The 13,154-nt window shown below is 59.4% G+C and carries 13 protein-coding genes and 1 pseudogene; 9 read left to right on the top strand and 5 right to left on the bottom strand.

The genetic code is table 11. From position 1 onward, the window contains the following. The first annotated feature begins 19 nt into the window (after positions 1–19). The 6 genes from D3227_RS32830 to D3227_RS32805 all read left to right on the top strand — a co-directional run bounded on the left by D3227_RS32830 (position 20) and on the right by D3227_RS32805 (position 5,590). Positions 20–214 carry a 4Fe-4S dicluster domain-containing protein gene (locus tag D3227_RS32830; protein WP_120018330.1) on the top strand — a complete coding sequence of 65 codons (195 nt, stop codon included), beginning with the start codon at positions 20–22 and terminating at the stop codon, positions 212–214. 61 nt (positions 215–275) lie between these two features. Next, on the top strand, positions 276–596 hold the full coding sequence (locus D3227_RS32825; protein ID WP_120018329.1) for a nitrogen fixation protein NifZ: 321 nt from the start codon (positions 276–278) through the stop codon (positions 594–596). Continuing rightward, complete coding sequence (gene nifT / locus D3227_RS32820) at positions 593–805, top strand: putative nitrogen fixation protein NifT (protein WP_120018328.1); 213 nt, start codon at positions 593–595, stop codon at positions 803–805. Before D3227_RS32825 ends, nifT begins: the two co-directional genes overlap by 4 nt. 40 nt (positions 806–845) lie before the next feature. Continuing rightward, the gene (locus tag D3227_RS32815; protein WP_120018327.1) at positions 846–1,766 is read left to right on the top strand and encodes an SIR2 family NAD-dependent protein deacylase; all 921 of its coding nucleotides are present in this window, start codon (positions 846–848) and stop codon (positions 1,764–1,766) included. A 69-nt stretch (positions 1,767–1,835) separates the two neighbouring features. After that, complete coding sequence (locus D3227_RS32810) at positions 1,836–3,689, top strand: ABC transporter ATP-binding protein (RefSeq protein ID WP_245451987.1); 1,854 nt, start codon at positions 1,836–1,838, stop codon at positions 3,687–3,689. Next, the gene (locus D3227_RS32805; protein ID WP_120018325.1) at positions 3,689–5,590 is read left to right on the top strand and encodes an ABC transporter ATP-binding protein; all 1,902 of its coding nucleotides are present in this window, start codon (positions 3,689–3,691) and stop codon (positions 5,588–5,590) included. Before D3227_RS32810 ends, D3227_RS32805 begins: the two co-directional genes overlap by 1 nt. A 265-nt stretch (positions 5,591–5,855) precedes the next feature. Here the strand turns inward: D3227_RS32805 and D3227_RS41275 are convergent, their stop codons facing one another. Then, positions 5,856–6,044 carry a hypothetical protein gene (locus tag D3227_RS41275; protein WP_147377735.1) on the bottom strand — a complete coding sequence of 63 codons (189 nt, stop codon included), beginning with the start codon at positions 6,042–6,044 and terminating at the stop codon, positions 5,856–5,858. A gap of 396 nt (positions 6,045–6,440) precedes the next feature. Between D3227_RS41275 and D3227_RS42315 the strand changes: the two genes are divergently transcribed. After that, on the top strand, positions 6,441–6,641 hold the full coding sequence (locus tag D3227_RS42315; protein ID WP_208646519.1) for a helix-turn-helix domain-containing protein: 201 nt from the start codon (positions 6,441–6,443) through the stop codon (positions 6,639–6,641). Between the two features lie 348 nt (positions 6,642–6,989). Here D3227_RS42315 and D3227_RS32785 read toward each other — a convergent pair whose 3' ends face one another. The 3 genes from D3227_RS32785 to nifA all read right to left on the bottom strand — a co-directional run bounded on the left by D3227_RS32785 (position 6,990) and on the right by nifA (position 11,065). After that, positions 6,990–7,865 (bottom strand): tyrosine-type recombinase/integrase, encoded by an 876-nt coding sequence (locus D3227_RS32785; RefSeq protein WP_245451985.1) that lies wholly within the window; start codon positions 7,863–7,865, stop codon positions 6,990–6,992. Continuing rightward, entirely contained in the window at positions 7,855–8,721 is an 867-nt protein-coding gene (locus D3227_RS43165; RefSeq protein WP_245451984.1) for a hypothetical protein, read from the bottom strand. The genes D3227_RS32785 and D3227_RS43165 overlap by 11 nt, the downstream gene beginning before the upstream one ends. A gap of 568 nt (positions 8,722–9,289) precedes the next feature. Continuing rightward, positions 9,290–11,065, bottom strand: coding sequence for a nif-specific transcriptional activator NifA (gene nifA, locus D3227_RS32775; RefSeq protein ID WP_120018354.1), 1,776 nt, complete (start codon positions 11,063–11,065; stop codon positions 9,290–9,292). A gap of 466 nt (positions 11,066–11,531) precedes the next feature. Here nifA and D3227_RS41270 point away from each other — a divergent pair, with 466 nt between their 5' ends. Beyond that, entirely contained in the window at positions 11,532–11,714 is a 183-nt protein-coding gene (locus tag D3227_RS41270) for a hypothetical protein (RefSeq protein ID WP_147377734.1), read from the top strand. Positions 11,715–12,017: 303 nt separating this feature from the next. Here the strand turns inward: D3227_RS41270 and D3227_RS44485 are convergent, their stop codons facing one another. Then, positions 12,018–12,131, bottom strand: coding sequence for a P63C domain-containing protein (locus tag D3227_RS44485; protein ID WP_167480956.1), 114 nt, complete (start codon positions 12,129–12,131; stop codon positions 12,018–12,020). 23 nt (positions 12,132–12,154) lie between these two features. On the opposite strand from D3227_RS44485, the pseudogene D3227_RS32760 reads away from it, so the two are divergent. Continuing rightward, a pseudogene (locus D3227_RS32760) lies at positions 12,155–13,031 on the top strand (IS1 family transposase). Positions 13,032–13,154 lie beyond the last annotated feature (123 nt).

Raw genomic sequence — 13,154 nt, 5'->3', positions numbered from 1 at the left:
AACCGAACCAGGAGTTACAATGAGTTTTAAGATCATCGCATCCCAATGCACTCAATGCGGCGCTTGCGAGTTCGAATGTCCCTCAGACGCGATCGAATTCAAGGGCGAGAGCTACGTGATCGAGCGGGACAAGTGCACCGAATGCGAGGGGGCCTTCGATACGCAGCAATGCGCCTCAGTGTGCCCTGTGCCGAAGACCTGCGTTCCTGCTTGATATCCGGTGGCCTGAAACGTCTTTATCAACAAACTGACACCTCGAGAAGGAAGGAACGGCCATGGGGCTCGGACGCGAACAGGAGGTCGAAATCCGCCGACCTCCACGATTTGTGCCGGGTGAGCGGGTCCGTGCCACGCGCCACATAAAGAATGACGGCACCTTTCCTGGCAGGCAGATCGGCGAAAACCTCGTGCGGAAGGGCGACGAGGGCTATGTGCGCGATGTTGGCACCTTTCTCCAGCAGTTCTTCATCTATGCGGTCGAGTGGATCGATCGTGGCACGGTGGTCGGCATGCGAGCGCGTGAACTGAGGAGCCTCGACAAGGTCGAGGCTCCGTGCAGGACCGACAGCACTGTGAATGAAGGAACGGCCAGATGAAAGTAATGATCCGCAGGACCGGCGCTGGCTTGTCGGCGTATATCCCCAAGAAGGATCTCGAAGAGCCGATCGTCAAACTCGAGAAGGAAGAGTTGTGGGGCGGGGCCGTGACGCTCAGAAACGGCTGGCGACTCGTTTTACCCGACCTTCCACGCGATACGCCTTTGCCGATCACCGTTGAGGCAAGGAAGATCTCCGACGAGGACTAATGCCGCGGATTGATAGAGAGCGCGACCAGAGGAAGCGAGCATGAACACGATCCCATCCTCGAGGCACCTCGTCATTGTCCGGGACAGCTTTGCCGAAAAGCTGCTTGAGCTTGCGAAGCAAGCGCTAGCCGCCGATCAGGTGATCCCGTATCTCGGTCCGGGCCTTCTCCGGCTGAGCTCCGCGGAGCCGACTGTACCGTTTACCTCGGAAGCCGTCGCCGCGGCGCTCAACACGAGGATGCCAGCACCTTCCAAGATCCGCACCAATATGTGGTCGGTCGCGCAGTTTATCGAACAGCGCCGGCACCGCCGCACACTTCAAACATGGATGGCCGAGATCTTCGCAGCGCCGGCGGCGCCGACTGTCCTCCACGCCTGGCTCGCAACGCTGCCGCTCTCCCTCATCATCGACAGCTGGTACGACGGCGCCATGCGCGCGGCCCTCGCAGACGCCGGCCGAACGGACGTCGTCGAGATGCAAGGCATAACTCGGGCGAACGAATTCGGTGACATTTGGACGAAAACATATGATTTGTCCGGCAACGAACTCGAATCCGGATCGGTGGCAAAGACGGTCCTCTATACACCTCACGGCAGCATTAGGCCGGCGGCAAATTTCCTAGTGGCGGATTCCGACTATGTCGAAGTCCTTACCGAAATCGATATCCAGACACCGATCCCAGACGCGGTGAAGGAACGGCGCAACGATCGGGGTCTTTTCTTTTTCGGCTGCCGCTTCAATGATCAGATGCTGCGCACCTATGCCAGGCAGATCTTGAAGCGCTCCATAGGCCCACATTGCACGGTAATGGATGCGCAAACGCTGACCAGAAACGAAGCCCGTTTTCTGGCGGCAAGCGGAATTACGGTAATCGATATGTCAGCAAGCGAAGCGGTGGCTCGGCTTGTCGGAGCGCGCACTGCAGCAGATGGCCAGGATCAACTTCGCGGACACCTTTGATATGGAAAGCCGTCCGGCTTGCCGTCAAGGGGGCAAAATTCAGTCGGGAACACACCCGTGAGCAATGCCATTGGCACAGCAACGAACGCTCTGAATTCGTCCACCCATGCGGAGGCGACCCGCCGGGGGCGAGGCTTGAATACGCTGCTGCGCATTACGCGTATGAACTTGCGGCACCCTCGGCAGGTCGCCTTCGCTTTCTGTTCCACGATCGGAGCAGTAATCCTCCAGTTGCTCATTCCCCAGCTTCTCGGGCGGGCTGTCGACCAGACCCAGCTAGCCATCGGGGACGGTGTCACGGGGACCACGGCAGAACAAGCGCTCTGGACCCCGGCTCTGCTGCTGCTCGGCGTCAGCGCGCTACGCGGCCTCTTCACGATGGCGCAGAACTATTTTGCCGAAGCCGTCGGGCATCACGTCGCGTACGAACTGCGGCTCGCTTGTTACGACAAGATCCAGCGTCTCAGCTTTTCCTATCACGATCGCGTGCATTCAGGTGATCTGATCATGCTCGGCATTCTCGATCTTGACGGCGTGCGGACGTATTTTTCCAACGCACTGGTTCGCGTGCTCTTGCTCAGCATGCTGATCGGGATCGGCGCCTACACTATGATCTCAACCGACCCGGTGCTCGGCCTGGTCGCGTTGAGCTTCGTACCTTTCGTCGCCTGGCGCTCGTCGGTCACACAACTTAGGCTGCGCGCCACCTGGCTAGACCTGCAGGAGCGGCTTTCGGTCCTGAGCCGCGTGATGGAGGAAAATCTCGCAGGCATCCGCGTCGTCCGCGCCTTTTCGGCACAGGCTTATGAGATGCTGAAGTTCGACCGCGCCTCGAAGAACGCGCTCGACCGCGCACACGACCAGGTTGACGTCTCCGTGCCCAACACATCGGCAACGACCCTCTCCTTTTTTTTCGCCATGGGGTTGGTGCTCTGGATCGGTTGCAACAAGCTCATCGCCGGCGATATCACGGTCGGGACGCTGGCAACGTTCCTGACCTTCATGACGATCCTGCAAATGCCCGTCCGCCAGATCGGTCTGATGGTCAATGCCTTCGCCCGCGCTTCGACTTGCGGTTCGCGTCTCTTCGCTCTCCTCGACCAGGATATCGCGATCAGGGATGCTCCCGGCGCCAGACCGCTCGAGATCAGTGAAGGCATTCTGCGCTTCGACAATGTCTCTTTTGCATATCCCGGCACCGAAAACCGCGCCATTTTGAAGAATATCAGCTTTGAAGCCCGTAGGGGCGAGACTATCGCGATCGTCGGTCCGCCGGGTTCCGGCAAATCGACAATGGCTCACCTGATTCCCCGCTTTTACGACGTGAGCGGGGGCGCCATCACGATTGACGGGCATGACATCCGCGGGATCACCCTCGCGACGCTTCGCAAGATGGTCGCCGTCGCACAGCAGGATGCATTCCTTTTCACCACGACGATCGAGAACAATATCGCTTACGGCGATCCCTGGGCGAGGGAACAGCGGATCGAGCGCGCCAGCGAATCCGCCCAGCTGCACAACTACATCCTTAGCCTGCCATCAGGCTACGAGACGGTCGTCGGCGAACGCGGCGCCTCTCTCTCGGGCGGCCAGCGCCAGCGTCTCACGATAGCTCGCACTATGATGCTGCGCCCATCAATCGTCGTTTTCGACGACTCAACGGCCGCGATCGATGGGGCCACCGAGCAGCGCATCCGCGCGGCGATACGACGTTTCGCCAAGGATAGGGTAACGATCATCATCGCCCACCGGCTGAGTTTGCTCACGCACGCCGACCAGATCCTTTTTGTCGACAACGGCGAGATCGTCGAGCGCGGTACCCATCAAGAGCTCTTGGCCAAGCGAGGACGCTATAAGGGCTTGCACGATCTCCAGTTGCGCCCCGGTGATGACAACGCGATCGCGAATGGAGGCGTGACCTGATGGCCAAGGGGCATGTCATCGAACCCGAAACCGAATCCAATGACGGCAGGCGCCCCCCGCGCGCGGTCGTCGGCTCCCATCGCATCGAGGAGGAGATGTTCGGCCGGGCTTTCGACAACAACATCATTCGGCGCATCTGGGCCTTCGTCCGCCCCTACCGCGCTATGGTAATCATCTCCGTCGCCGCATTGATGATCTTCACCGGTACGCAGCTTCTCATCCCGCTTATCATCCGTTACGCGATCGACCACGCCATGACTTCGGCTGGCGCTGATCGCTCCGCCCTGCTTGCGGCCGCCGAGGCGTTCGGCCTCACCATTCTGGTTAATTTCGGCGCCGCCTACACACAGGAAACCGCGGTGGGGAAAATGGCCGAGAACGTCCTCTTCGATATCCGCCGCGCCATGTTTGGTCATCTGCAGAAGGTTTCGCTCTCCTTCATGGACAAGACCGAGGTCGGACGCCTGATGTCCCGCCTTCAAGGCGACGTCTACGCCATCCACGAATTCCTCGAAACCTCAATCTATTCCGTAGCCGATTTTGCGCTTCTCTTCGGCATTGTTTTCGTGATGTTGTACCTCGACTTCCGCCTCGGCCTCCTGACGCTCTCTGTCCTGCCGGCCTTGGTGATCATCCGCATCGTCTGGTTGCCGCGTGCCCGCCATGCCTTCATGGCCGCACATGAGACCAATTCGGTCGTCAACGGCGCGCTGGCCGAAGCCATTCACGGCGTGCGTACGATCCAGTCCATGCACCGCCAGCAGGTAAATTTCATGCTCTATGACGATAAGGCACATGCCAACCTCAGGGCTCACCTGATCGCTGCCAGGTGTGCACAGGTCATGGTCCCGATCGTCGATGGCCTCACCGGCCTGGCCATGGCCGTCATGATCGCGGTCGGCGGCTCCATGGTCATGAATGGTAGAATCGATGTGGGCGTATTGGTCGCCTACCTGTTCTACATCCAGCGCTTTTTTGACCCAATTCGCTCACTTACCCTGCAATATTCGGTCATGCAGCGTGCCATGGCCTCCGGCAAGCGCCTGACCGATGTGCTCGACGTCAAGATCGAGGTACAGGACAAACCGGGCGCCAGGGTGCTTTCGCCGGAAATGGGCGGCTCGGTCGAATTCAGGAACGTCACCTTCGGCTACGAACCCAACCGTCCGGTGCTGAAAAATGTCTCCTTCCGGGTCGATCCCGGCGAGACGGTCGCCTTGGTCGGGCCAACTGGTTCTGGCAAATCGAGTGCGATGGCCCTCGTCCGCCGCCTCTATGATGTTCAGCAGGGCCAGGTGCTGGTCGGCGGACATGATGTGCGCGATCTCACCCAAGAATCGCTCGGCGGCCAAATCGCCATGGTGCTGCAGGAGCCGTTCTTATTCACGGGGACGGTCTTCGATAACATTCGTTACCATAAGACCGACGCCACGCGCGATAAGGTCATCGAGGCCGCCAAGGCGCTCTGCGCCCACGACTTCATCATGAGCCTTGCCAACGGCTATGAAGCCGAGCTCGGAGAACGCGGTGGCAACCTTTCTCTCGGCCAGCGCCAGCTCATCAGTTTCGCCCGCGCTCTCGTTGCCGACGCCAAGATCCTGGTTCTTGATGAGGCCACCGCCAACATCGACAGCTACACGGAAATCCTGATCCAGAAGGCTCTGAGAAAACTTCTTGAAGACCGCACTGGCCTCGTCATCGCCCACCGCCTTGCAACAATCCGTGGTGCCGACCGCATCATCGTACTTCAGAATGGCCAGGTCATTGAGACCGGCAACCACGACCAACTGATGGCCATGGATGGGTTCTATTCCAAACTCTACAATCTTAACTACGCGTCCTTCGACGACATTCCCGAAGAGAAACTCCATACCATCGCACTAGCGGGGTCCCGGACCTGATGTATAGTCGGCTGTTGTCGGCCTCAACCGTTCCATCTGGTTGAGGCCGACGAGATCGTCGTACCTGGCGTGCTCGTCGGCGATAGTGTCGGCGGCCGCGCTACAAGATCGGGCTCGGCCGCCAGGCTGCGTCGCATCTATCTCGCAGATGCGCGATGGCGTCTCCGAGCTGATCAGCTCGACAACGACAAGAATGCAGTCCATCCCGAAGCTGGACCATGCGCGATGTGTCCCCGCGGGTCACTTCAAATTCCCCCGGTCAAGGTCAGTCAAACTCCTCCTCCCGCAAGGCAGGACAGATGTGGATTTGTTGGTTTGACTTTGCTTCCCGGGCAAAGGCTTCAGCGGCTTCTTTGAGGCGATAGCAGTCATGAAAACAGCGCTTGTCCGGGTCCGCAGCGATGCCGATGCCGTTCTGGTAGAGTCCATCGAGCGCGCACGCAAAGAAGGCCATGCGAACGGGTATCCCTTCGGAACCTTCACATTCAGTTCGCCCTCGCAGCTGTTCACGGTGATCAGCCCCAAGCGGTGGGAGCTGATCGAGCACCTGGAAGCGCGTGCATGACGATGTGTCCGGGCTGATCGATTGGGGCATCATTGCGCATTTCGCTGATTGTGAGCAGGCATCATCGAGCGCACCGACGACGGAAAGGTTTACGTGCAAATTCCGACGTATCCGGCCGGGCATTCCAGCTTGAAGCCGGCCGCCGTTCCGACGTGAAGCTGGCCACCATTCCGATTAATATCCGGCCACTGTGAAGCCTGAGAAGGAGCACCTGGGTCAGCAACTTTGGCAATGACGGTCCTTTGGAACAAGAGACGCGTAATGCCGGCAAAGAGAAGGCTGACCATGAGACATTTACGACAGATGCTGCGGCTTGCGGGTGACGGAACAAGCGCCCGAGAGATCGCCCAGAGGCTGGGCATAGCACGCAGCGCCGTGCAGGATAATAATCTGAAGCGAGCAGTTGCGGCGGGGTTGAACTGGCCGCTGCCGGGCGAGCTGACCGACGACGCGCTTGAGAGTCGGCTGTTCGCCAGGGCGGGGTGAAGCAGGGCCTGCGGCGGCTTCGGGAGCCGAATGGGCGGGGCTGGCGCTGGAACTGAAGAAGCCGGGCGTCACGCTTAATGCTCGCAGTACCGCGCCGTCCATCCCGGCGGCTATGGCTGCAGTCGTTATGTTGCGGCCAGATTTATGTTGCGGCTGCAGGGTGAGCCAAGGCTCTCGGTGATTTCCTCGGCCCAAGCCGCCACATAAGAAGAACGGCGATGGCAATTGCCTACAATGCTTTCAGGAATGCCATCAATGACGGCAGGGATCGTTGACGTGGGGCTTTTTCAGGCTGCTGATATCAACCTTGGCCAACGCCTTGGCCTTCATTTCCAGATCCACCTCGGCTTAGATGTGGGTGGTGTCCAACGACACATGGCCCAGCCAAACGCGGATCGTGTTGATATCGACACCTACACGCAGGAGGTGGACGGCTGTCGTGTGCCGAATCGTATGGGGGCTGACGCGCTTCCTGGTCAGGGTCGGAACGGCTTTGCTTGCCATGGCAGCATATTGCGTCACGACGCGGTGTATTCCGAACCGCGTCAGAGGCTCCTTCATCCGCCCCAGAAAGACTGCATCGCTTTTATCCCGATCGATCACCAGGCGGGCCAGCGATGTTGCCGTCGCTGGCCACAATGGGCAGATCCGGATCTTGTTCCCCTTGCCATGAAGACGCACTGAAGGAGACGCGCCCAGTTGAAGATTGCCGACCTTCAATTTTGCTGCCTCATCCGCGCGAGCACCGCTGTTGTACAGGAATAGCAGCAGAGCATGGTCGCGCGCGCCCAGAGCCGTACGCCTGTCGGGTTGACCGAGAAGCGCATCCATCTCGGCCTCTTCGAGATATCCGATCGCGGCCTTTGCGGTCTTCTTGAATGGAATTGCCCTTATCTCGGAACACCAGGCCAGGTGGACCGGCGACCGCGTGCCGATGAAGCGTGCCAGTGAATGAATGGTCACAAGCCGTTGGTTGCGGGTTGCATCGCTGCATCGGCGATCACGTTCCAGATGGTCCAGGAACTTACGGGCGACTTCCGGCGTCAGCTCTTCGACGGTCATGCGATCGATGGCATAGCCTCCCTGTTTGCTGGCGAACGGCAGCAACAGAGCCAGCGTGTCGCGGTAGCTGGCTTGGGTGTTGCGGGAAAGATTGCGCTCGGCGACCAGATGTTCCAGTAGAAACCGACGAATCCACGGACCAAGGAGGTTTTTATCCGTCATGGTCGGCCTCCATCGCGTACGGTGCAAAGCGCTCGCTGGCCGCCTCGAGGAGATCCGGCGTCATCTGCAAATAGCGCTGGGTTGAATGTTTCATAATGAGTCCTGTCCGGTTGATGGAGCGGTAATTAAGGCACGGCGGGCGGGAACGGCGTTCGGGCCCGGGCGGCCTTTGATAATCGTGAGGCCGGAAGGAGTATCCCGCAGACCACGGTTGAGATTGTCGCTGCAGACTTTGGTGATGAGCCCTGGCGCCCCCATTGATGCACCGTGGTCTCGGCGATCGCGAAGTGTTCGGCCACTTCCTGGGTGGTGAGCAGGTTGACAGGCATCGTTCATTGAAGATCTCGGCGATCTCGCGATCGCAATGACGGTCGAGCAAGCGGTCGACCTCTGCGACGAATTCAGGCTTGAACTTGCGGATCTGGGCGATCGGCAAAGGCCGCTCCCCCAGCGTCAAGGTGCGGGTCGCCCCGCCGGATAGTCGCACGTTTGCGATAATCCTCTCGGCCTTGACCAGGGTGAACTCGGCGACCAGCAGCCGCAGGATGCGCTTGCGCTCGCGGACGTCGACGCGGGCATCGCTCCAGATCCGCGGGAACTGCTCGGCAAGATCGCGGACGCGTTGCTGCGTCTCGGCATCGAGGGCAGCGGCTTCCTCGGGCGCGCGTCGTTCATAGTCTTCGACGACGTCGGTGTGGAGCCGCAGCTTCTCGTTCCACTCGGCCTCGAGAGTGTCGGCAACGAGGCGATTGGCGGGATCGACCTTCATGTAGCGGCGCCGGGCGAGCTCGGCGTCATGACGCGTCCGCTCCAGGGTGACGTCAAGGGTCATCGGCGTCATCAGCTCGACAAGCAATGCACCCACCCGGGGTCGACGACTTTGCCGGGCACGGACTGGCATACCTTGCCGCCACGACGGGTGGCGGTCTCCTGGCAGATATAGGTCGGGACGGGTTTGCCGTGCTCTTGGCTATAATCAACTCCCATGCGCTCGCCGCACAGGGCCGCAGAGAACGCGGCCCTGGAGCAAGGCGCTGCCTTCGCGCACCGGTCCGGCGCGGCGCTGCATTCCATAGGCTTGTGCATTGGTCGTGAGACGCTCCTAGTTGGCCCTAAAGCACTCCCAGGCGATATAACCTGGATGCATGTCGGGCATGACGAACCGAGCCATATCCACCTTGATCTGCGAAACGCCGCCGCCCGGCCCGGGGCCGTCCACGCGTTCGACCGTAGACGAAGGCGCCGGCATATCTCGGATTATGCAGGACCTGAAGGATGCGGGCGTGCCGTGGCGCCGCCCTCGATCATGACGCGCACCCCTCAATTGGTTCAGCATGCAGACCTTCTCAAATGCACGCGACGGAGCGGCTCGGGCTCCCCCAAACCACCAACGCTTGATTTGTCCCTTTCGCTTCAAAGTCCTTTCACAGACGCTTGATCTCGATGCCATATTTCCTCAGCACGTACCCAATCTGGCGCGGCGTCAGCCCAAGCAGGCGCGCCGCCTTTGCCTGGACCCAGCCACATTTTTCCATAGCCGCAATGACACGATCGGCATCAGTCACCCTCGCGCCATTTAAGTGGGCTGCGCCGGCAGCCGCTAACGGCGCCTGCTCGCCTATGGGAGGCGGGACCCCAAGGGCGGCCGAACCGGTGGCGTTGGCCGGCGGCGTGCTCGACTTCACTGGCACCGGGACGATCGGCCCAGCTTGCAGCGAGGCCTTCCACAGCGCCGCGGCAAAGCACTGACCGTCGCAGCAGGCAAGGTCCTTTCTGAAGATAGATGGGCCCGCCGCCAAGACCGCTGCCCGGTGCACGCAATTTTGGAGCTCACGGATGTTGCCGGGAAATTCACAGTTCTTCAGTACCTCAATCGCACTCGGATCGAAGGTCAGCGTACGGCCGTTCTCATCACTAAAATTCTTGAGAAACTCAGCCGCGAGGAGCGGAATATCACTGCGCCTTTCACGTAACGCCGGCACCTGCAGGTGAACCACGTTGATGCGATAGTAGAGGTCGCGGCGGAACTCGTTCCTTGCAACCGCCTCTTCCAGGTTCTTGTTCGTGGCGGCAATCACGCGAACATCGACCTTAACGGTCAGGTTGCTGCCGACGCGCTCAAACTCCTCCTCCTGGAGGACGCGCAGGAGCTTTGCCTGAAACGACCCCGAGATCTCGCCGATTTCGTCGAGGAACAACGTCCCCTTGTCAGCGAGCTCAAACCGTCCCTTGCGCGAATTGAACGCGCTGGTGAAGGCACCCTTTTCATGGCCGAACAATTCGGATTCCAGGACTGTTTCAGGCAATGCCGCGCAATTAAGTTTGACGAAGGGTCGCTTGGCGCGCGGCGACAACTCGTGAAGGGCCCTGGCAACCAATTCCTTCCCGGTACCGGATTCGCCTCGTATCAGAACCGTGCTCTTTGCCTTGGCAACCACCGCTATCTTCTCAAGCAGCGCGTTTAGCGCTGGACTGTCGCCAATCATCCCCTTGACGTAAACCTTCTTACGCTCCCGCGCAGGCTGCTTTTGCAACCGTTCCCCCTCCGCCATCGGTCGCGCGCGGTCGCCGGGGGACAAACGATGCAACTTAATGGTCTGTCCCACCAGGGTGGCGACAACGGTGAGCAGCTGGACATCACAATCGGGCGGATACCTTGACCCATTGTCCAGGGCGCGGTCGATGGTCAGGGTGCCCACGACGTTCGCATCCAAGCGAATGGGAACGCCGATGAACGACACTGCTACGGTGTCTGAGGCCCCGAGCATTTCAATATCGGCGGCACTGAAGGCCAAATGCAGCGCTATGTTCTCGGCGATGAGCGGCGTATCGGTCGTCATAATCTGATCGATTGCCTTGCGCGGCAGGCGCCTGCGGTAGCGCTCATCGCTGCTCTCGTCCCACTCGGTGCCTACGGCAATGTCCAGTACGCCGTCACCGTTGAACAAAGAGATGATGCCGTGTTGCATCTGCACAAACGAGCGCAGCAGCTCGAGAGTTTTGGCCAAAGCCACTTCGAGTCGGGAGGGAGCGGCGAGTACTTTCGATATTTCGGAGATCCCGGTAAAGGCGCTTTCGTACGGCTGCACACCAGGGATCACGTCGTTCGTCTCGGGCTTTGCATTAGCCCCTTGCGCGTTCTTGTCGCACGACGGCGTCTTTCTGGCACTTTGTTCGGGTTTGCCGATGTTGTGATGCATGTCGTCCTCGATCTCGCGCTTTGAAAACAATGCCCGTTGCAGGGTGCAGCTGCGACGTTGCGGACAAGCGCGAAAATGGCCCTGACGTGAAGTTGGGGCGCCACCATCCGATTGCACGCCAAGCGGGGCATTGCCTGACGCATGTCTTGGTTTTCCTCCTAAGGCGCGGCCGCCATCTCGGCTTCTGTCAGGCGCAACCGCACGTTGATGAAGTGACCGGATCGAGGGAGGATAGTCAATCGAGCTATCCTTTCATCTGTGAAAGGATAGTTCGGCGCTCTGATAGAATTCCATCAGGTCATACATTTCTCTTGTCGGTCTCAAAATCTTGCTGCTTATGCGGTTCCGGCACGTCAAGCCGCCGGCGCAACGGGTAGTTTCTCAGTTTGAAATTCAGAAAATCGACGGTCGTGTTTGAAGCCTGGGGCGAAACCGCCTTTGCTTACCGCAAAGCATAGGAGCCGATATGACAGACCAAGACCGGGACGAAGCGGTGACCGCCATGTTCGAGGGCATTCTTTCCGCCTTCCATGCGACGGCACATGAAGGCAATGGCCCGTTTGAAAACTGCCACACATTTGCTCATGCGGCGCTAGCTTCGTTGGAAGCTTCTGGTTTTAAGGTGGTTCGCGATGCCAACCGGACCTAAAGGCCAGAAGCGCCCCGCTGATGTCATCGGCAATGCCGTGCGCGTCATGCGCCTTGCGACTGGCTGCATGGGCGTCTCGCCCTTACGAGGGTAATGCTCGTTCAATAGGTTCATGACCCATCCCACGACTTGCTGATCCGCATGAAGGCAACGACTGCGCCAAGATGCTCTTTCAGCTTGGGATACCCGATATTCTTTGTGAGGCTCTGAGAATACCGCGCCTTGGGGCGGCCTGCTTCACTGCGACCCGCTTCAACTCTCTTAGGACGCCAGCTTCAAGGCGCTTGTAGACGATATCGTTGGTCAGGTGGCGAAATATTGCGGCCGCTTTACCGAATCGGAAGCGAACGCCAAACCGCGCAATCGAAACATGTGCTCGTAAAATTCGCTCGGAAATGTCTGGACCCAAATCTGCAATTCTTTGGCTACCCACGCTTCAAGTGAACAAGCTGCCCCTTCAGACCCGCGTGCAAATCCTCTCGATGCTTTGCGAGGGTTCGTCCATGCGGTCGATCTCCCGCGTTGCCGATGTGTCAATCAACGCGGTGTCGAAGCTGCTTGTCGATGCCGGCAAATTTTGCGCCGAGCTGCACGACCGCGAAGTACGCAACGTGAAGTCCAAGCGTGTTCAGTGCTACGAAATTTGAAGCTTTAGCGCCGCGAAGCAGAAGAACGTTTCCGGCATGAAAAAGCCGGTGGACGGCGCTGGCGACACATGGACATGGACCGCTCTGGACAGCGACAGCAAGCTTATCATTTCGTGGCTGGTCGGCGGGCGCGACGGCGAATATGCGCTAGCCTTCATGGATGACGTTAAGGAGCGTCTTGCCAATCGCGTCCAACGCACGACCGACGGTCACAAAGCCTATCTCAATGCGGTCGAGGAAACCTTGGGGCCGACATCGACTATGCAATGCTGGTCAAGATGTATGGCGAGCCGGAAGGCAAGGCAGTGCCACAGGAACGCCGCTACAGCCCCGCCGTCTGCTGACCCGCATCGAAGGCGAACCCGATCTGGCGCACGTCAGCACGTCGCACGTTGAACGCCAGAACCTCACCATGCGGATGCAGATGCGCCGCTTCACGCGCTTGACGAACGCGTTCTCAAGGAAGTTCGAGAACCACGTCCACATGGTTGCCCTGTATACCGTCTGGTACAACTTCATAAAAATGCACAAGACGCTGAAGATGACGCCGGCAAAGTCGGCTGGCGTGTCCAAGACGCTTTGGTCGATGGACGATCTTTGCGGCATGATGGACGCCGTTGCACCGAGGCCGGGGACGCGCGGTCCATATAAAAAGGCCGTCGCTGCGTAATTACCCACCCTTTCGATGCGGCACGGTGCGTCGTCACTCGTCGTCGATGTCCGGGTACTGCGGGGGAGCCTTGCCGATCTTGCTGACGATCCTCTGGTAATTGGCATCGGGCTGCGCCTGCCC

The organism is Mesorhizobium waimense, from assembly GCF_003601975.1.
In the GTDB taxonomy this organism is placed as follows: Bacteria; Pseudomonadota; Alphaproteobacteria; order Rhizobiales; family Rhizobiaceae; genus Mesorhizobium; species Mesorhizobium waimense.
The sequence above is the reverse complement of the archived record's forward strand: the minus strand, read 5'-3'. Positions and strand labels throughout refer to the sequence as shown.

Bases quoted from the DNA above. Each gene is read 5' to 3' on its own strand.
- D3227_RS32805 (WP_120018325.1), top strand. From the start codon at position 3,689: ATGGCCAAGGGGCATGTCATCGAACCCGAAACCGAATCCAATGACGGC.
- D3227_RS42315 (WP_208646519.1), top strand. From the start codon at position 6,441: ATGAGACATTTACGACAGATGCTGCGGCTTGCGGGTGACGGAACAAGC.
- D3227_RS32825 (WP_120018329.1), top strand. From the start codon at position 276: ATGGGGCTCGGACGCGAACAGGAGGTCGAAATCCGCCGACCTCCACGA.
- D3227_RS41270 (WP_147377734.1), top strand. From the start codon at position 11,532: ATGACAGACCAAGACCGGGACGAAGCGGTGACCGCCATGTTCGAGGGC.
- D3227_RS32830 (WP_120018330.1), top strand. From the start codon at position 20: ATGAGTTTTAAGATCATCGCATCCCAATGCACTCAATGCGGCGCTTGC.
- nifA (WP_120018354.1), bottom strand. From the start codon at position 11,065: ATGCATCACAACATCGGCAAACCCGAACAAAGTGCCAGAAAGACGCCG.
- D3227_RS32785 (WP_245451985.1), bottom strand. From the start codon at position 7,865: ATGACGGATAAAAACCTCCTTGGTCCGTGGATTCGTCGGTTTCTACTG.
- D3227_RS32815 (WP_120018327.1), top strand. From the start codon at position 846: ATGAACACGATCCCATCCTCGAGGCACCTCGTCATTGTCCGGGACAGC.
- D3227_RS41275 (WP_147377735.1), bottom strand. From the start codon at position 6,044: ATGGCCTTCTTTGCGTGCGCGCTCGATGGACTCTACCAGAACGGCATC.
- nifT (WP_120018328.1), top strand. From the start codon at position 593: ATGAAAGTAATGATCCGCAGGACCGGCGCTGGCTTGTCGGCGTATATC.